The sequence below is a fragment of the Clostridium culturomicium genome (assembly GCF_000821305.1).
Taxonomy (GTDB): Bacteria; Bacillota; Clostridia; order Clostridiales; family Clostridiaceae; genus Clostridium_J; species Clostridium_J culturomicium.
In genome coordinates this window covers 267345-287228 of record NZ_CCXK01000013.1, presented here as the reverse complement: position 1 = coordinate 287228, position 19884 = coordinate 267345, and the positions used below count along the sequence as shown (strand labels likewise).

The 19884-nt window shown below is 30.8% G+C and carries 20 protein-coding genes and 1 pseudogene; 10 read left to right on the top strand and 11 right to left on the bottom strand.

Features of this window, described 5'->3' with window-relative positions; translation table 11 throughout:
- Positions 1-135: 135 nt before the first annotated feature.
- Entirely contained in the window at positions 136-330 is a 195-nt protein-coding gene (locus BN1075_RS03255; RefSeq protein ID WP_040191600.1) for a DUF2179 domain-containing protein, read from the top strand.
- A gap of 79 nt (positions 331-409) precedes the next feature.
- On the opposite strand, the gene BN1075_RS03250 is transcribed toward BN1075_RS03255, so the two are convergent.
- Both BN1075_RS03250 and BN1075_RS03245 read right to left on the bottom strand, forming a co-directional pair.
- Positions 410-958, bottom strand: coding sequence for a hypothetical protein (locus BN1075_RS03250; RefSeq protein WP_040191599.1), 549 nt, complete (start codon positions 956-958; stop codon positions 410-412).
- A gap of 98 nt (positions 959-1056) precedes the next feature.
- Entirely contained in the window at positions 1057-1659 is a 603-nt protein-coding gene (locus BN1075_RS03245) for a hypothetical protein (protein WP_040191597.1), read from the bottom strand.
- Between the two features lie 207 nt (positions 1660-1866).
- Here BN1075_RS03245 and BN1075_RS03240 point away from each other — a divergent pair.
- A pseudogene (locus BN1075_RS03240) lies at positions 1867-2334 on the top strand (glycosyltransferase); the annotation flags it as partial.
- A gap of 61 nt (positions 2335-2395) precedes the next feature.
- Here the strand turns inward: BN1075_RS03240 and BN1075_RS03235 are convergent.
- Positions 2396-3778: a dicarboxylate/amino acid:cation symporter gene (locus tag BN1075_RS03235; protein ID WP_042386869.1), complete on the bottom strand. Its 1383-nt coding sequence runs from the start codon at positions 3776-3778 to the stop codon at positions 2396-2398.
- A 288-nt stretch (positions 3779-4066) separates the two neighbouring features.
- Positions 4067-5458: an MATE family efflux transporter gene (locus tag BN1075_RS03230; protein WP_040191596.1), complete on the bottom strand. Its 1392-nt coding sequence runs from the start codon at positions 5456-5458 to the stop codon at positions 4067-4069.
- Positions 5459-5579: 121 nt separating this feature from the next.
- Between BN1075_RS03230 and BN1075_RS03225 the strand changes: the two genes are divergently transcribed.
- Positions 5580-6446: a LysR family transcriptional regulator gene (locus BN1075_RS03225; RefSeq protein ID WP_040191595.1), complete on the top strand. Its 867-nt coding sequence runs from the start codon at positions 5580-5582 to the stop codon at positions 6444-6446.
- 119 nt (positions 6447-6565) lie between these two features.
- Here BN1075_RS03225 and BN1075_RS03220 read toward each other — a convergent pair whose 3' ends face one another.
- Entirely contained in the window at positions 6566-7660 is a 1095-nt protein-coding gene (locus BN1075_RS03220) for a DUF4179 domain-containing protein (RefSeq protein WP_040191594.1), read from the bottom strand.
- Between the two features lie 4 nt (positions 7661-7664).
- Positions 7665-8222: a sigma-70 family RNA polymerase sigma factor gene (locus BN1075_RS03215; protein WP_040191593.1), complete on the bottom strand. Its 558-nt coding sequence runs from the start codon at positions 8220-8222 to the stop codon at positions 7665-7667.
- Between the two features lie 201 nt (positions 8223-8423).
- Here BN1075_RS03215 and BN1075_RS03210 point away from each other — a divergent pair, with 201 nt between their 5' ends.
- Both BN1075_RS03210 and BN1075_RS03205 read left to right on the top strand, forming a co-directional pair.
- Positions 8424-10847 carry a GxGYxYP domain-containing protein gene (locus BN1075_RS03210; RefSeq protein WP_040191592.1) on the top strand — a complete coding sequence of 808 codons (2424 nt, stop codon included), beginning with the start codon at positions 8424-8426 and terminating at the stop codon, positions 10845-10847.
- A 123-nt stretch (positions 10848-10970) separates the two neighbouring features.
- Positions 10971-11519, top strand: coding sequence for a flavodoxin family protein (locus BN1075_RS03205; RefSeq protein ID WP_040191591.1), 549 nt, complete (start codon positions 10971-10973; stop codon positions 11517-11519).
- 135 nt (positions 11520-11654) lie between these two features.
- On the opposite strand, the gene feoB is transcribed toward BN1075_RS03205, so the two are convergent.
- Both feoB and BN1075_RS03195 read right to left on the bottom strand, forming a co-directional pair.
- Complete coding sequence (gene feoB / locus BN1075_RS03200; RefSeq protein WP_040191590.1) at positions 11655-13835, bottom strand: ferrous iron transport protein B; 2181 nt, start codon at positions 13833-13835, stop codon at positions 11655-11657.
- A gap of 100 nt (positions 13836-13935) precedes the next feature.
- Positions 13936-14193 carry a FeoA family protein gene (locus BN1075_RS03195; RefSeq protein WP_042386865.1) on the bottom strand — a complete coding sequence of 86 codons (258 nt, stop codon included), beginning with the start codon at positions 14191-14193 and terminating at the stop codon, positions 13936-13938.
- A 188-nt stretch (positions 14194-14381) separates the two neighbouring features.
- On the opposite strand from BN1075_RS03195, the gene BN1075_RS03190 reads away from it, so the two are divergent.
- From BN1075_RS03190 to BN1075_RS21065, 3 genes are all read left to right on the top strand, one after another.
- A complete protein-coding gene (locus BN1075_RS03190; protein WP_040191589.1) occupies positions 14382-14861 on the top strand; it encodes a metal-dependent transcriptional regulator in 480 nt (159 codons plus the stop codon).
- A gap of 274 nt (positions 14862-15135) precedes the next feature.
- Entirely contained in the window at positions 15136-15336 is a 201-nt protein-coding gene (locus BN1075_RS03185; RefSeq protein WP_040191588.1) for a hypothetical protein, read from the top strand.
- 283 nt (positions 15337-15619) lie between these two features.
- A complete protein-coding gene (locus BN1075_RS21065) occupies positions 15620-15856 on the top strand; it encodes a hypothetical protein (protein ID WP_081911468.1) in 237 nt (78 codons plus the stop codon).
- Positions 15857-15969: 113 nt separating this feature from the next.
- Here the strand turns inward: BN1075_RS21065 and BN1075_RS03180 are convergent, their stop codons facing one another.
- Positions 15970-16896, bottom strand: a complete 927-nt coding sequence (locus BN1075_RS03180) for a TRM11 family SAM-dependent methyltransferase (protein WP_040191587.1) — start codon at positions 16894-16896, stop codon at positions 15970-15972.
- A 157-nt stretch (positions 16897-17053) separates the two neighbouring features.
- Between BN1075_RS03180 and BN1075_RS03175 the strand changes: the two genes are divergently transcribed.
- Complete coding sequence (locus BN1075_RS03175; RefSeq protein ID WP_040191586.1) at positions 17054-17749, top strand: YjjG family noncanonical pyrimidine nucleotidase; 696 nt, start codon at positions 17054-17056, stop codon at positions 17747-17749.
- A 55-nt stretch (positions 17750-17804) separates the two neighbouring features.
- Here BN1075_RS03175 and BN1075_RS03170 read toward each other — a convergent pair whose 3' ends face one another.
- On the bottom strand, positions 17805-18095 hold the full coding sequence (locus BN1075_RS03170; protein WP_040191585.1) for a hypothetical protein: 291 nt from the start codon (positions 18093-18095) through the stop codon (positions 17805-17807).
- Positions 18096-18434: 339 nt separating this feature from the next.
- On the bottom strand, positions 18435-19238 hold the full coding sequence (locus BN1075_RS03165) for a glycerophosphodiester phosphodiesterase family protein (RefSeq protein ID WP_040191769.1): 804 nt from the start codon (positions 19236-19238) through the stop codon (positions 18435-18437).
- Between the two features lie 297 nt (positions 19239-19535).
- Between BN1075_RS03165 and BN1075_RS03160 the strand changes: the two genes are divergently transcribed.
- Entirely contained in the window at positions 19536-19856 is a 321-nt protein-coding gene (locus tag BN1075_RS03160) for a (2Fe-2S)-binding protein (protein WP_040191584.1), read from the top strand.
- Positions 19857-19884: the final 28 nt, after the last annotated feature.

Below are 19884 nucleotides of genomic sequence, written 5' to 3'. Positions count from 1 at the left end.
CGCTAATGTGTATTTTGCACACTGCTCTACACCTTTAGCTTGATCTTCTATCATTTACTCTAATATTTGATACTACATTTATAAAAATAATTATTCTTACAAAAAGACTACATTTTAAATACACTAAAGCACGGTGTGAGTATATCTAGTGTAATTGGTACACGTACTAACAAAGAAAATCCAAAGCTTATATGTGTTTGTTCATCAAAAGAGCTGTTACTTATTAAAAATTTCGTTGCAACAATTGATAAGGATGCATTTATTAATGCAGTTCCTGTACTTTCTGTATGGAGAAAATCCGGAGACTTCAACGACTTAGAAGTTGAATAGCATACGTTTTTCTATCAATTGCTACATTTATAAAAATACTCGGCTTAGAATACTATAATCATTCTAAGCCGAGTATTTTTTATCTATTTTTTACTTCATCTATTGTTCTTTCACCATTGTTAGTTATGAAATCCCAGGACTCCTTTTCACTTTTTTCTTGAAGCTCATCAATGATGTTAGCTCCTTTTTCTATGGCCTTAGAAATAAATCCAAATACTCCCTTGTTCTCACTTTTCTTCTCAACTTTAACTGAAGTCATTCTTACTTCATATTTTAAAGCTTTTTCTAATAATGAATTATGCTTTTTAATTATCTTTTCAGCTTTTAAAAGTAGATAACTTGCTTTTTCTTCTTTTACCTCCTCGGTTCTAACATTTAAATTTCTTATATTATTAACTTCTCTTTCAACATCTCTTTCATTTAAGATTACTACTGAATTAAAGTAATCCTCTACAAACTTTCTATCAACTTCTTCAATTATAAGCCTTCTTTTTTCTTCAACCTCTTCAACTCTTTTTTCAACCAAATCCATACTTCTTAAAACAAGTCCTTTAAGCTCTTCAATAGCCTTATCCGCCTCTGCCTCTGAAATAATAGTTGATAGTCTGTAATTATCATTTAAAAACAATTGATCTTCAAATCTAATAGCTTCTTCAAGTTCTTTATTTAACTCTTTTAAATGCTTATCCTTGATAATAGATTGAAATTCTTTTGCTTCAATAGCTTCTATAGCTGCTTTAATTGATTTTTCTGAGTTATTAAGAACAGATAAATCTCTTTATCATAAGGATTACTATATATAGCATTTTTAATTATTTCTTCTTCTTTCTCCTTCGGAATTAATCCAGTTTTCAAATTATTTATAAGAGCTGTTGCCATTTCGCACTCTTTATCCATGGGATACATGGCAATAAAATTATTATCATTGTCTCTTAAGGCATTTACCACAGCATAATGAATTTGATAAACACTTATCGCAACACCTCTTGCTAAATCCTCCATGGTAGATGGCTCTTGAAAAAGCCTTTCTTTTTTTGAATTAACCCCTACTGAGGTTACCATATTCCCAACAAAGTTAAAAGCTAAGTAAGCTGCTCCTGTTACTGCATTCATTGCTCCAGCCTGCATAGCACCTCCAATAGCACCACCTAGACCGCAGCCCCCCTGCCATCTTCCTCTTTCAGCCTTACCTTCTTCTCTGTAAGCTTTATCTTGTTCAGCGATAAGCACTACTTCTCTATATCCTCTATCAACTTCTTCAAAATCATCTTCCCACTTGAAAAATTTCGAATAATAAGTATGAATAAACACATTTTTATCTACATGCATCAACCCATATGAAATTAAAATTCCTATGGCTTCATCGATATTGCTTAATATACAACTATATCCTAATTCATATGCTTTATTATGTACATCATCTATATTTAAACAATTACTTTTATATAAAGCTTCAAATTTCTCATAAGCATCAACCGATAAATCTAAAAATCTTTTTCTTAAATTATTATAGTTAATAAATTCATCTTTAAACTCTATATTATAAGCGCTCTAGCCTCTCTTGAAGATAAAGATGATGTAGCTCAAAGACTTCTTAAAAATCAAGATGATATTGGGAATTCAATTAAACCTGTCTATGGCGAGGAAGCTGGAAACTCCCTTGCTAAACTACTAAGAGAACACATAGAACTCGCTGGCCAAGTTGTTGATGCTGCTAAAAATGGAAACAAAACTGATCTCGATAAGTATACTAAGCTATGGTATGAGAATGCTGATGAAATCGCTGACTTTTTAAGCAGTGCAAATCCTAATTACTCAAATAAAACTTTAAAAGACATGTTACATAAACATCTGCAATTCGTTACAGACCAAGTTGTAGCCAGACTAAATAAAGATTGGAAAGCAGATATTGCTGCCTACGATAAAGGTGAAGACCATATGATTGAATTTGCAGACATACTTATCGATGGAATAATAAAACAATTTCCTGAGAAATTTAAGTAATAAAAATACCTTATCCAATATTGCTATTGGATAAGGTATTTTTATATTATATATAATTATTCTAAGCTACTTCCTCATCTACAAATGTTTCACTATAATATGCTTTTTCATCAAGCATTCCTTCAGATTTTGCAACCACCACACACGTTGCTGCATCTCCCACAACATTTAATGAAGTTACTAGCATTTCAATAGGTCTGTTTATAGCAAGTATTAAAGAATAAGCTAATATAGCTGCATCATTATTGTATCCCATTCCTGTTAATACTGTAAAAAGTATTACCGCTCCTGCTCCAGGTGCTGCTGGTGTTCCAACCGATGCAATTAAAGCTAATAATGATATTACTACTATATTGCCAACTGTTACTTCATAACCTGCACTAGTTGCAATAAATATTGCTGCTATAACCTGCATTATAGCCGTACCATTCATATTTATTGTCATCCCTAAAGGTAATACAAATGATGAAATATCCTCACTTACACCTAATTCTTCTGTTGTCGTTTTTGTATTTAAAGGTAATGTTGCTGCTGAAGAAGATGTTGAGAAACCAAATAAAGCTACCTTACCTATTTTCTTAACAAACATCATTGGATTAAGTCTTGCTCCAACTGCTATGAATATTGCATATCCAAATACTAAAAATACTAATAGAGCTAACACTGTTGTTACTACATATACTAAAGCTGGCTTTAAATTATCAACACCATATATTGCAAAGGTTCTTGTTATCAACACAAATATTGCTGCTGGCCCAAACTTTGTTATTATAAAGCTCAAGAACACTGTTATGATTGAGTTAACTTCTTCTAGTAATGTTTTTAAAACCTTAATTTTATCCCCTAATGAATTAATACAAAGTCCTAAAACTACTGCCACAAAAACTACTGCTAATATGCTTCCATTTGTTGAAAACGCTGCTGTTATATTGTTTGGTATTGCTTTAACTATGATTAAAAGAGGATTTGTTGAACTCGCAACTCCGGCTTGTGCCGTAACATTAGAAACATTTGCCGTAAATAAGCCCATATTTTTAACTACAAACCCTATTATACCTGCAAGTGCTAAAGCAAAAACAGAAGTTGATAAAAATCCTAATATAGTTTTATAAGAAATTCTTCCTAATTTTTTAGTGTCACTTATTTTGCACATGGCTAATGCTATAGATGTAAATACCATTGGAACAATTACAAGCTGTAAAGAGTTCACAAATAACTGACCTAATATATAAAATACCCCTACTGCACTTGTTGCCCCTTCAACCGATATGTCCTGAAACAAAAGATTATTTATGCTCGTCCATAATGAGCTATTTCCATTCGATATTAAGTTTTCTCTTAGCACAATGCATCCTAAACCAGCTGCTAATCCTAATAAAAGTGCTATTGCCATTTTCATTGCTAGATTATTGCTGCTATTTTTTCTTTTGATTTTTCCTGTCATTTCTCATTTCTCCTTATTAGTTCATTTCCCTAAATAACTACATAAGGTTCTAATATACCGTTTAAATTGTTAAATAAAAAAGCCTTCCTGATGAAGGAAGGCTATATTAACATAATTAAATCTATTTTATCTCGAATAAGATGCAATAAATTACATCTCTGTCTCTTCGAATATAATTCTTAAGTATATTATAACTTCCTTACTGATTTCCCGAATCAATTTAAAGGGATTGTTTTTTTCTTAATGTATCATTTAACACGATACTTGTCAATTATATTTTTTAATATTTCATTTACAACTTATACCTTCAATTCCTTCTGGATCCTCTAACTCTCTCCTGCGAAGTATATTTTTAAACATTGTAAAGTAAATAATTGATGTTACTGTCGCACCTACAATATCTGAAATAGCCTCTGCAAAAAATACATTTTTAACATCAAAATACATTGGAATAGCAAATACACACACAAGAAACAACATTTTTCTAAACATGGATAAAGAAACAGCCATTTTTACAACTCCCATACCTGTTAAACCATCAACTACAGTATACTGAATTGCAACCCCAAATAGACCTATGGTGTAAACTCTTATTGCCCAGGTAGTAAGCTTAATATACTCTGGATTACTTGTAAATATTCGAACAAAAAACTGCGGAATCGTTTGAGCAATCAGAAACATAATACCAACAAAACACATTGATATGAGAAAAATATATTTTTCTGCTTCAAGAACTCTTTTAGTATTCCTTGCCCCATAATTGAAGCCTAAAATTGTTTGAGTTCCCCCAGTAATTCCACTCAAAGGCATTGTAATAATCAGCATAAAGCTTTGAAGAATTGTTGCACAAGCCACTAACATATCTCCATTAGATGGTCCTCCATACTTCTGAAGCACCGCATTTATAGATATTAAAAGTATATTGTCAAAAGCTATTATCAAAAATGGAGTTGTTCCCACCGATAGGATTTTCTTCATGACTTTCCACTGATATCCCCCAAACTCAATTTTTATATGAACATCTCTACTGAATAAAAATTGAAGTACATATAAACAGGAACACAATTGTCCGATAACTGTTGCTAAGGCTGCTCCTGCAACATTCATTTTAAAACCAAAAATTAAAATCGGATCTAGTACTATATTAACCACAGCACCAATAACAACAGACTTCATTCCAATTTTTGCATACCCTTGGCATAAAATAAATTGATTCATTCCCACTGCTAATAATGCAAATACTGTTCCAATTAAATATATTGTAAAATACTGATTTGCATAAAAATAAGTGTTTTCACTAGCTCCAAATAAATATAATAAAGGCTCTTTAAACACAAGCATTAAAATCATTATAACTATTGATATAACGAGGAGCATTCCAAAGCAATTAGATAATATCTGCTTTGCTCCCTTATTATCCTGTTCTCCCATCTTAATGCTCATAAGCGGCGCTCCACCAACTCCAACTAAGTATGCAAAGGCTGAAATCAGCATTGCAATTGGAGCACATATTCCAACCCCTGCTAGTGCAAGTTCTCCTACACCATGAATATTTCCCACATAAATACGATCAACAACACTGTAAAGTACATTAACAAACTGAGCAAACATTGCTGGAAGAGCAATCTTAAGCACCAGTTTCTTTATATCATCAGTTCCTAAATTATTTTCAAGTTTCACCTTAGCTCCCCCCTTAATTAACTTGTTTTTTCACCTATACTATCTTATTATATAAACATATATAAATAAACTGAATGTTTGTAATATATATCATTACATTTTATTATATCTAGGAGATTATATGAGTATTACAAAATATAAAGCACTGCTTACTACAATTGAATATGGAAGTTTAACTAAAGCTGCTGAAGAATTAGGTTACACTCAGCCCGGCATCAGCCATATGATCAAGTCCTTAGAGACGGAGTTTGGTTTCCAATTACTTAATCGCCACAAGGACGGAGTATCTCCTACTGAAAATGCACAAGATTTATTATTTTATCTAAGACAGATTGTCACTGGAGAAGAAAAACTCTTTGAAAGTGTAAACAAAATAAAGGGCTTAGAAACTGGTACCATAAGAATAGGTTGTTTTTATAGCGTTTCCCTATATTGGCTTCCACCTATAATCAAAACCTTTGAAGAGGTTTACCCTAATATTCAGCTTCAGCTGTTTGTTGGTGACTACATGGAAATAAACGCTTGGCTTATGGATGGTAAAATTGACTTGGGTATTCTTTCTGCTCCTGCTCCAAAGGAGTTTGAATTCATACCATTAAAAAATGATCCAATTTATGCTGTTCTGCCTGAAGATAATCCACTATGTAACAAAGCCTCAGTAACACCCTCAGAATTAATTAAACATCCTTATATAGCTCCTTATAAGGGCTCTGATGAGGAAATGTTAAGAGTTTTACAAGCAGAAAATTTAATCCCAAAGATAAAGTATCGTGTTAAGGGTGACGAAACCATTCTTGCAATGGTATCTCAAGGCCTTGGCGTTTCACTAATGCCTGAATTATTTCTATCAAGGATTCCAGAGCATTTAGTAGTAAAAAAACTATCTAAAGAATATTTTCGTACCCTTGGAATTGCAATAAGCTCAACCCAGACTGCTGCTCCAGCAGTTAAAAAATTCATTGAATCCATAACTGATATAATAAAGTAAAAAGTCCTATGTGCTCTTTCGTCACATAGGGCTCTAAATTATTTAATATTACTACCTCGTAAATTTTCAGAACTTTAAATGTAATGAAATGAAAAATAAAAATTACTCGAGTATTACTATTATCTTATATCTACCACTATACTATCTAAAATTACTTCTTTTACTTCTAACGCTTCAAAAGTTTCTGTATTTGCTTTACCCGTTTCTCCATTAGTATTATCTTTATATTCTACCTCCATGAACTTAGGCTCACTCAAATTAACCAAAGTTACCTTTGGGGTAATGATCAGCTTAGAAGCTTCATCCTTTAATTGTTCTAAAGTTACACCCCAATCCACAGCTTTGCCCTTGCCCGTTCCTCCATGCTGCTGAAGTTCATAAGTGTTACCAAGGTCATCCTTTACCTCAAGCTCTATATCTGCTTTATCCCAGATGCAATTCTCTTCATATGACTCTGAAAATACTAAGAACATAGACATAGGATTTATATCTATAGATTTTATCGCTATTGATAAACCTTCATCTGAAACTTGTTTATTAACCATTACTCTGTTACTAGCTACAGGATCTAAAACCAAATTAAAATCCCATTTTCCATTTATAAAGTTTTCCTCGTCCATTAATTCTTGTATACCATTTATCTTCACAGCTAAATTTATAGGTTTATTAGCTCCTTCATTGAAATTAAACAACGTAATATTTTCTTGCCCTACATAAGTAAAATCATCAGCTTTAATAAATTTACTACTAGCAGTATATCCTGATTTATCATACTCTTTAATTACATGATAATTATTAAGAAATATTTCCTCACCTAAATCTTTATTCGTTTTAATCGTATAGGTTAACGTAATTGTACTCCCATTAAACACTGCATCATTTATGGTTACTGAAGTTTCTTTATGTCTTTTAGTAATATTAACCTCACTAGCATTTTCTTTATAGGAATTATATACCTTATTATTCAGCGCCTTGAATATGTCTCTTACAATAGGAATATCCTCTGCATAAGTTGTAATTGTTGAACCTAAAACTGCTGTACATGCTATTAACAATCCAGCTGCTACAATAGACTTTTTCTTTGCCTTCTTTCCTTTTATGCTTTTCTTTAGATTCTTCTTCACTCTGGCTATTTCAACTTCATTCACAGGCATTTCCTCAAAATCTTCTTCATCTATTTTTATCTCATTTAACAATTCATATAAATCTTTCATTTTATTACGCCTCCATCCCTAACTTATCTCTACCTTCTCTTACTCTTTTTTTTCCTCTATAGATTCTATTATCTATAGCAGCCTTTGAGACATTATATTTCCGTGCAATATCCTCATTTCTCTCACCTAAAAAGAATTTCATAATAAATATATCTCTGTCCATTGGTTCTAAGGTATTAATAAGTTCCATCAACTCATTTTTATCTTCTTTAATAATGACTTCTTCTTCTACGGAACTTGTTTTACCTTCTTCCACCTTCTCAACTGCTATATCTAAGTTTTTCATTGCTTTTCTGTAATAATCAATTGCTCTATACTTAGCTATAGCACATATCCACCTTTTAAAATCATTATCATCACCATTAAATTTACTTATATTTTCCCATACAGAAAGGAAGACATCATTTATGCACTCTTCTATTGCAGTTTCATTATAAGTAGAAGATAACACCTTATAAATCACACCTTTTACCAAAGGCAGGTACTTGTCCACCACAAATTCCAGGGCGTCTTCCTTCCTGCTCTTAAGTCTTTTTATATAATTTAAATCATTAGCCCTCATCAATTAATCTCCTGTTCTTTATTTTGTAAAAGCTTTTACACCCTATATAACGCAATCTGATTAATTTATTCTCACCTTTATAAAAACTTTATTCTTAAATTTTAAATTCATCCACTTAATATTTAAAAATTAAGAATAAAAATCATCTTCTTCTCTCACTCTATCTAGTATAAGATAACATTAATTTACGAGGTGTATACTATGAAAAAATCCTTTAAAATGTACTTTGTAATTCTTCTGGCACTTTTGTGTTCCTTTGTTTCAATTACATACTATGCTACTGCTTTTAATGACGCTCATTGGGTTCAAGATGCTGCTAACACAAAAAAGTTACCTCACCATTTTAGAAAATGTACAGACGAAATTGAAATTCCTTCTGGAACAGAATTAAATCTAACTGGCCTTGATACCTTGAAAATTTCTGGCAGCAGTCAATTTGCTGAAAATTCCCTTGGCATGATTAAAAACTCTATAGGAACTAATTATTCTATTATAACTATAGATTTAAGACAAGAATCTCACGGTTTTATCAATGGCACTGCAGTAAGCCTAGAAAATGAAAAAAATAATGCAAATGCTGGCTTAACTTTAGAAGAAGTAATTAAAACTGAAAATAAAGATTTAAATTCCATTAAACTAAATGAACCTTTACTTCTTTTCAATACCCAAAAAGAAATTATCCCTAAATATGTTTTAAATGAAGCTTCTTTAACTGAAGATAATTCTATTGGCTACCTTCGCATTCCTGTAACAGATGGAAAGCTTCCAACTGAAGACATGATTGTATATTTCATCACCTTTGTCAATAACCAACCCGAAAATTCTTGGCTTCACTTTCATTGCAAGGCTGGTGTTGGCAGAACAACAACCTTTATGATAATGTATGATATAATGAAAAACTGTAACGATGTCAGCTTATATGATATTATTACACGTCAAGTAATTTTATCAAAAATAAATGAGAAAGCTGCTGCTGGATTTTATAAGGGAGAACACTTTGACTTTCTAAACAATTTCTACACTAACTATAAAAATGGGTGTTATGATGATAAATGTTCCCTAAGTTGTTATTCAAATCTTAATTTTTATTGTTCAACAAATAAAAATTCCTATACAGATTCATACATAAAAAATTCTATAATCCCCAAAAGTTTATACGTTATTTCAGAAGACAAATTAACCCTAGAAGAAAAAACTATGGCAGCTACATTGCAAGGCATTGTAGCTGCCAAATCTGATAAACAGATTTATATTATCAGCTCCCAAGAGCCCGATTATAAAGTTTGGCTTTTAGATTTGAAAAATAATAATAATAATAATGTTGAATTGATATACCCGGAAAGTCCCTGGGAGTTGTTAACTGAATTCAGTTCTCTTATAGATGGGTATGTACTTTATAATGGTACAACAACCCCATCTATTAATAACGCATGTACCGTTGCTAGTTTAAAAAACTCCATAGCTATTGACCAATCAATAGAAAATAAAGTTATTAGCGCTGGTTTAACAACCTTAATTGAAGATTGTAGGAATACCGATAAATACTGGGCATTTAAAAATCTTTGGAATTCTGGATTAAATCATTCTGTTGTAATACAATTATCCCCCGATAAACCGATCTCACTAAGGGATTATGCCATAACTGCAAAGGCTTTAATTTTCTATGAAGATGAAAAAGAAACAGATTTACGAAAAACAATATTTTCTTCTTTAGATGACAACTCCCACTGTCTAGGATGGGGACCAGATGAACATAATAATGTAGCCTTAGCTTCCTCCTATGGTGTTGATGTAATAGCCGCTGATTGGTCTTATAATTTATCTGTATTAAGTTCTTTTCCCTTATGTAATCTAAAGCAAAAAACAGAGACTAATTTTACTAATTATGATAATGTACATTATGTAACTATAATTATGTCAGATGGTGATAACCAACAATGGCTGCTTGGCAACAATTATACCTCAAACAAATGGTATGGTTCTCCTGTCCGCGGGCAATTTAATTTAGGATGGTCTTTAAGCCCTGCACTTTACTATTTAGCACCAACAGTTTTTAACCAATACTATAAAAGTGCATCTACTCCTACATTTAATGATAACTTTTTAGTCCCACCTTCTGGAAATGGTTATATGTATCCTAGCAAATTCCCTATTGAAAAGTTGTTTTCCTATACTAATATCTTAAATAATTATATGAAATCAGTAGATCAGCATAATGTTCTCATAATTGATGATGACTCTTTTTATAACAATAATTTATGGGATAAATATACCTGTCATTCAAATATCGATGGTCTTTTTTACTTAAATTATTCAAAACACCATATATACAATGGAGAGATAAGATGGTCCAATAATAAGCCTATAGTTTCATGCCGTGATTTGCTTTGGAGTGGTTTAGAGGATGAAGCAAAATTCGTAAAAAATATTGAAGAAAGAATCTCTTTAGGTTATACCAACCCATCATCTCCAAATGCTTACTCATTTCTATATGTTCATGTATGGAGCAATACAATGGACAACGTTAAGAATGTAATTGACAAACTAGACTCAAATCCTAAAGTTAAAATCGTAACACCTTATGATTTCATTAGACTCATAAAGCAAAATGTAAAACCAACTTAAAATAAGCCAATCCCAATTACAATAAAAGGAAATTATAGGTTTGCATCGAAATACTCTATATTAGGATTTCTACTTATAAAATACTAATGGAATATTTTAATGTAATTTAATGAGGTGTTATCGATGAAAATTTTTGTTTTAAATGGTAGTCCAAGATTAAGAGGAAATACCAAAACAGCCTTAAATACAATAATTAGTGGTATAAATAAAAATTGTCCAGATATTGATGTGGAAATTTGTGATGTTACAACAAAGCGTCTTTCTGGCTGCATTAACTGTAATGGATGTAGGCGTAATGGGGGGCAGTGTGTGCTGCCAGATGATAGCAAAGAAATAATTAATAAAATTTATAATGCTGATGTTGTTATCTTCGGTACTCCAGTTTATTGGTTGGGTGTTTCCTCCCAGTTAAAAATGGTTATTGATAAAATGTATTCAAAGAATAGCAAATTTAAAGATCAGCATAAAAGAGTTGCAGTATTAGCCGTTGGTGCTAACGATATAGAGGATCCTCAGTACAAATTAATATTTGATCAAATGGATTATATTTGTGATTACTTAGCTTGGAAGGTAATCTTACATTACCCAATATCAGCTTACGAATTAAATGATTTATCAAACAATGCTGATGAACTAAAAAAGCTAAATAATCTTTGGAAATTAATTAGCTAAATAAGTGTTTTATATTTTAAAAACTTAAAAACAATAAAAAATATATTAATTCATATTGATAAAAGACAGATGAAAAGTTAACAGCTCCTTAAATAATATGTTGGTGCCGTTAACTTTTAATTCATCTGTCTTCTTTTATACTAATCCTAAAAATCGTACTACTGATGTGACTATAAAACAAATCACTATTCCTGTAACTGTTGGTATAAGAAAAGAAAGTCCAGTCCACTTCCAGCTCTGGGTTTCTTTTTTTATTGTTAGACAAGTAGTACTGCATGGCCAATGCATCAATGAAAACAACATTACATTTACTGCTGTCAGCCAAGTCCATCCATTAGTTATCAACAGCTGCCTAAGCTGTGTTAAACTATCAAACTCTATTAAACTACCTGTTGCTGTGTAACTCATTATAATTATAGGTACTACTATTTCATTAGCTGGAAATCCTAAAACAAATGCCATCAAGATATATCCATCAAGACCTATAAGCTTTGCAAATGGATTTAAAAAGTTTGCACAGTGAGTAAGTATACTAATATCACCAATTGTTACATTTGCCATTACCCAGATTACAATACCTGCTGGTGCTGCTACGGAAATTGCCCTCCCTAGTACAAAAAGAGTTCTGTCAAAAATAGACCTTACAATTACTTTTCCAACCTGTGGCTTTCTATAAGGGGGTAATTCAAGGGTAAACGATGATGGTATTCCCTTTAAAATTGTTTTAGATAATATTTTTGAAATGGCCAGTGTCATAAATACCCCAAGAAGAATTACTCCTGTTAATATTATTGTTGAAATTATTGATTGCCCAGGACCTATAAACGCACCAGCAAAAAACATGGTTATTATTGCTATTAGAGTTGGAAATCTGCCATTACAAGGTACAAAGTTATTAGTTATTATCGCAATAAGTCTTTCCCTTGGTGAATCGATAATTCTACATCCAATTATTCCAGCAGCATTACACCCAAAGCCCATGCACATGGTGAGTGCTTGCTTTCCACAAGCACAACTTTTCTTAAAGAAATTATCTAGATTAAACGCAATCCTAGGAAGATATCCTAAGTCTTCTAAAAGAGTAAATAGTGGAAAGAAAATTGCCATTGGTGGAAGCATTACTGCCACAACCCAGGCTAAAGTTCTATACATTCCCTTAATAAATAATCCATCTATCCATGCCGGTGCACCAATCCCTATAAGAAATTCACTAAGCTTGCTTTCAATCCAAAATAATCCTTTTGAAAGCATAGCCGAAGGATAATTTGCACCAGTGATAGTTAACCAAAATACTACTCCTAAAAGTAAAATCATGATTGGAATTCCAAAGGTTCTTGAGGTTAATATCTTATCAATTTTTCTATCCTTATTACTGTAGTTAGAACTTTCATAAGTAACTACCCTGCTGCCTATTTTTTCTGCCCTTTTTATTATTGTGGTTACAATTTCATCTCTAAAGCTTTCATCATCAATATTATGAAGCCTTAACTGCTCTTTTCCATCCTTTATCTTATTAACAATTGCTATATCATTTGATAAATTATAGCCTAAAAACTTATCAATTCCTTCTAATAGCTGCTGGTCATTTTCCAATAACTTCAAGGCTATCCATCTAGTGTTTAATTCATTTTCATATCTTTTCTCGTCACATTTCTTAACTTCTGCAATTTTCTCAACTTCATTTTCTATTGCTTCTAAAACACCTTCAATTAATTCACTATACACTATCTTTAATGGTTTTGTTTGTAGTTTACCCGATGTGAAATCATAAATCACATCCATTAATCCATCTAAGCCCTTTCCCTTTGCTGCACTTGTTCCAACCACTGGAACCCCAAGTAATAATGAAAGCTTAACTAAATCGACATTAACTCCTTTTCGTTTAGCTTCATCCATTAAATTTACACATACAACTACATTCTTAGTTATTTCTATTGTTTGCAATACTAAGTTTAAATTTCTCTCTAGGCAGGTTGCATCAACTATAACAATTGTTGCATCTGGATTTCCAAAACAAATAAAATCTCTAGCCACCTCTTCTTCTACTGAATTGGCCATTAATGAATACGTCCCCGGAATATCAACAAGAATAAAATCTCTATCCTTATGCCTATACCTTCCCTGTGCATTAGTTACCGTCTTTCCTGGCCAGTTTCCCGTATGCTGGTTTAAGCCTGTTAAATTATTAAAGACTGTACTTTTTCCTACATTAGGATTACCTGCTAAAGCAATGACTTTATCTGTTTCATCCATACGAACTATTTTTAACTCTTTATCTATGGAATTACTTCCTGTAGATTGTTTAGTTAACCCCATATATTCCTCCTAATAAATTGATTAAAATTGAAGAGAAAAATTTCAAATTCTCAGATTTAATCCGAGAATTTGAAACTATAAGTCACTATATTTAACCGCATTAAATAGTTTCAATGAAAATTAAAGCTGCATCTTCTTTTCTAATTGCTATTACTGCACCTCTAATTAAGTAAGCCACTGGATCTCCTGATGGACTTTTGGTTAAAGCTGCAATTTCAGTATCTTTTATTATACCTAGATCAAGCATTCTTCTTCTAATATTTCCATCAGATGCAAGATATTGAACCCTACACCTTCCGCCTAATGGTAAACTGTCTAAAGACTCTATTTTATTATATTTATTTATTTCATTTATCATTTTAACACTCCTTACCTTTGTAGCACCTACTTAATTAACCTAATTTACCTACATTTTAATCTTAAAGTTCTAAAAATAAATTACAATGAATATAACTTTTAGAGGGAGGAAATACTCTTTCCCTACTCTAACATATGTAAATTTCCCTTTTATTGTTACAATTTATAAAAATTATGTGTGGTGATTAAATGAGTAATGAATTTCTTACAGCTCGTGGATATGAACAAAAATCCTATGATGAAAAATTGCTTACAGCATCTATGGAAGATTATTTAGAAATGATATATAGACACACCCTTTCCGGTGAAGAATTTATTAGAATAAATAAATTAGCTGATTTATTAAATGTCCGTGATTCATCAGTGTCAAAAATGATGCAAAAATTAGGAGCCTTAGGATTAATAAATTATGAAAAGTATGGGTTAATTACATTAACTGATCTAGGTTCTCAAATTGGTCAATTTTTACTACAAAGACATTCAACAATTGAAAGATTTCTTAAACTCTTAACTTCATCAAACGATGTTCTAGTTGAAACTGAGTTAATTGAACATATAATAAGCAGCTCTACTGTTGAAAACCTCCGTTTGCTTGTTGACTTCATTGAAGAAAACCCTGATATAGCAGTTAAATTTAAGGATTTTAAAGATAATTTTCATAAGCAATAAAAGCATTGCAACAATATATGCAGTGCTTTTATTCTTTAATTACAAAATATATTCCTCATTTTTGTCCCAAAAACAATAAATCTTAATACTATAATATTAGAAATATATACTTAAGTGAGTGACCAAACCGTAGGTTTGTACACATGAACTTACTCTCCTTAATGAATACGAAGAGGAGTCTTCTATATATTTCAATACAAATACTTGTTTAATCTTCAAGTTTAAATACTTTCTAAGTACAACTTAGAAAATATAATATTGGGGGGTATTATATATGTCTTGTGGATATAATTATCAAAATTACAATTATGCTAACTATCCAACTAATGGTTACTATAATCCATACAATTATTCAAATCAATATTCTTACTATAATCCTTACAATTATGGCTGTAATTGTGGTTTTAATGATAACAGCTGGTTATGGATTTTACTAATTATATTTGGATTTGGCTGTGGATTCTGCTTCTTCTAAAAGTTTTCAGTTATAAAATGATAATTTATTTTTATTTTTAAATTGCATTATAAACTAAAAATCTAATTTATATTTTAAGACGGATTCTAGTTAATTAAATACTAGAATCCGTCTTTTTAAAAATTCATCAATATTATGTTCCCAAAATTAATGTGTTTAATATTATGGTATTAGGAATATATGTTTGAATGTATTCTTAATATTCTATCAGGACTTTTGTTCTGTATGCTTTCCCCGTGCTTCCATGTCTAGCTGGAAGTCTATTAAAAGAGAGGTAATATATATGAGTAGTCATAGAAATTCTTGTAGATGTAACTGCGGATGCAATTGCAACTGCTGTACAAATTATTGCTGTACACCAATGACAAACAATTGTTGTAATTCATGTTCTAACGTTGGATGCGGAAATGGATGTGGATTTGGTGGTAATAACTCATGGCTAATTCTTCTATTGCTATTCGGCGGCTTTGGAGGAATAGGCCGTGATTGTTGTGGCAACCGTGGTGGCCTCTTCTGGTAAAATGCAATTTTAGAACAATTACATGCATCTCAATAAAAGACTAGTCTATCATAATTAAATAAATCAGGCGTGGCATAGAAATCCTAATTCTATACCACGCCTTTTCTTTTTTATTACTCACATATATTTATCCACCTTGTAAAGTTACCCTTTGAAATGGAACACTTATCAACAATTTGAAACCCAGCTTCTTCAATAATTTCATCCATATTATCAAAAGTAACAAAAATGACTTTCTCAGCAATCTTTCTTGTTGTCTCTATAATCTCCTCTTGTTCTTTTTCAGTTATAGGTGTAAAAACTCCATAAGGCAAATCCACTATAGCTACATCAAATTTTTCCTTTATAGTTCTCATATCACTTGTTGTAATAACATTTTCATATCCAAAATGGCTTAAATTTTCTTTTGCATTTCGAGCAATCTGTTTATTTTTTTCAAATCCTTTAATGTTTATCCCCATTGATAATCCATCAATTATTACTGTCCCAACACCACAACATGGGTCTATTATCGTTAAACTTAAATCATTTCCAACAGCAATATTAATTAAAGCTCTGGATAATCTTAATCCTATTGCATTAGAATAGGAATGTAACTTCTTATCATGACTATGCCACTTACAATCATCCCTTTCATATTTTCCAAAAATCCACTTGTCATCTATCTGAGTAATTCCATATACTATTTTAGGGTTATGCATTTCTGCCTTGCCAGTGATAGCTGTACCAACAGCTTTTACAGCTTCAATCCTATCCCCATATTGAACCGTTTGTCCATCATGTTTTACATAAACAACCTTATAAGACTCACAAATTAAGTTTGTTTCACTTATTTCGTCTATTATTTCCCTCAAAGAATTTTTTCGGATAATAATTTCAATCTTTTCTTTAAGAAAAGGGCTCCTTCCCATCTTCACATTAACATGTGATAATATATTTTTCTTTTTAATATCTTCTCCAAACAAATATTTTAGTTCCATTCTACATATATCACATTCATTTTCAGCATAGTTTATATTATAAAAATATTTCTTTATCATATCCGTATTTCCTTAATCTTTATATTTTATATCATTATACATGAAATAAATCCTTTTAAGTAGTTAATGATTAAAGTTTTATGATACTTACAAGTAAACTTATGCTAAAATACTTAATAAAGCTAATTTAAAATATAATCTAACTATGGGGGATAAAATGAAATACGAAATTATAATTTTTGATGCAGATGAAACATTATTTGACTTTAAGAAATCAGAAAAAGAAGCCTTTAAAAACACAATGTTGGAATTTGGCGTAAGCTATGATGAAAACTATCATTTAAAAATATATCAAGATATAAACACTGTCATATGGAAAGAATTCGAAGAAGGATTAATTACTCAAGAAAAGCTTAAAATTGATAGATTTGAAAGATTACGTAAAAGTATTCAACTTAATATTAAAGCTGAACTTCTAGCAAAAGCTTATATGAATCACTTAGCTGATGGTTCATTTTTATTTGAAGGTGCTTCAACTCTAATTGAGGATTTAAGAAACAATTATAAGCTTTCAATAGTAACTAATGGCCTTAGTGATGTTCAAAATAAAAGAATTAGAAAGTCAGCTATTGCTAATCATTTTGAATCCATCATTATTTCAGAAGAAGCAAAAGTTTCAAAACCAAATCCTAAGATATTTGAACTTGCACTAAATAATATTAATCATTTTGATAAATCTAAGGTATTAATGGTTGGAGATAGTTTAACCTCTGATATCCAAGGTGGTATAAACTTTGGAATTGATACCTGCTGGTATAATCCAAACAAAATCCAAAACACAAAGAATATAATACCTACTTATGAAGTATCAACCTTACAGGAACTTAAAGAATTACTTGAATCTCTAAATTAGTAATTATTATTATAAAAAATCTCCATGAAGTATTACAGTACCTCATGGAGGTTTTTTATAAACTACTACTATAGTTCTTAATTGATGATTTTAAATATGTCTCTCTAGTTATTAAATTTCCTATTACACAACCAATTATAAATATTGCTATATTTATAATTCCAGATAAATGAACTTGTAAATCATTAGCATTGCATACCACTTGAATTATTTCATTTTGCACATTTACATCTATCCCCAGAATAAATATTACTTGAGCTAAAACTGATACTAATAAAAATGTTACCAAAACACTAATTATTCCACTTACTCCAATGATACTTACTCTTTCAACCTTCATTCCCATAACTCTTCCCCCTCATATAAACACAAACGAATAAACAAATAATTTAAAATATTTAAAATTAATCAAATTAAAGAATTATCTGATTATTTAGTATGATATCACCTGTCTATAACCTTGTCAAAAGTGGATTGATGGTCATGCTTACATTTTATTCAACAAAAATAAAAAGCAGAAAGGTTCGCGTCTTTCTGCTTTTCCCGATTCTTTGACAAAACAAATAGAAGATATGAATTAAAGAACTATATGCTTTATACATTTTCCTATTTATATTAGGGCAATCCAGCTTCCCAATCATATTATGTGCAGTCTAAAACTTATTATGCTTGTTTTTAATATATTTTATCTATATTTTGATTTTGGTTCATAATACTCAAAAATAACTGCATGATTTTCTTCTTCATATTTTCTATAATTTAAGGTATCATTCACTGTCCAAACTACCTTCATAGCTCCAAGTCTCTCTGAACTTCTTAATAGAAAACTTTTTTTACCTGTCCCATATGCAATAAAGTTTGGTCTTGATATAACATTAGCAAGAGCATTACTCATTACAAACCCCATCCATTTAGGAACATTTTTATATCTTTTCCTATCCATCATTAATTGGCCTCTCATAATTTGTGGTGAATTTTTTCTGAACCACAAAACTATAAATGGATTAAAGCTTTCTATACAATAGTCACCCTTATACTCTCTTACATGATCTAATACCTTTTCACACAACTCTTTATTTCTTTTTCCAGATTTAACTTCTATTATAATTGGTACTTTCTCATCAACTATGTTCAATACTTCTTGAAAAGTTGGTATCTCTTCTGCTGTATTGCATAACTTCATCTGCTTAAGTTCCCTTAAAGTACATTCTTCAAAGTTTCTTGATATTCCACATATCCTTTCTAATGTATCATCGTGAAATACCATAACTTCTCCATCTTTTGAAAGAATCACATCTAGTTCTATTCCATATCCTTTTTCGACTGCCAGTCTAAACGCAGAAATACTATTTTCAGGCACAGATTTATCTTTAGAATGTAACCCTCTATGAGCATAGTTTACGCCATCTAATATCATTTCTTGTGTTTTAGTACACCTTTTAGGATATATTAAAAATATAATTATTGCTGCTAAAAATAAAATTATCATTATTGCCACCATTATCTTGATACACCCTTTACATAACTTTTGCCTTATAATAAAATATTTAAATATAATTCACTTATAACTTCATTGTTCTAAGTATAATCTAATCACCTCTTACTTTCAATATATTTCCATGTATGGATTATATTTATTCTACTAACGGTAATAACTTGTTAAATTATTATCCTTAGAATTCCTATTTAATTAATGATGAACTTGCTAAATTCTTTTGTTGATTTTATTATAACTTTAAATTATAATAATGATTAACAAATAATAATTATTACGGAGGTTTTAATAATGGCTGGAGATAGAATCGTTTGTAGATGTAAAAACGTTAGTTATATTGATATTAGAAAAGCTATGATTGCCGGAGCACGTACTTTAGATGAAATTAAAGATATGACTGGCGCTGCTACTGGTTGTGGAAGATGTGCTGGAGAAATAGAAAAAATTCTTGCTTCAGTATGTGGATGTAAAAATGTTTCTTTAGAGGCAGTACTTGATGCTGTAAATAACGGAGCTGATACTACTGATAAGGTTGCTGAAATTACTGGTGCTGGTTCAGCATGCGGAAGATGCAAGGCATTAGTTCAAAACATAATAGATATAAAAAAATAACATCAATTTCAAAAAAATAGAAGGCAGT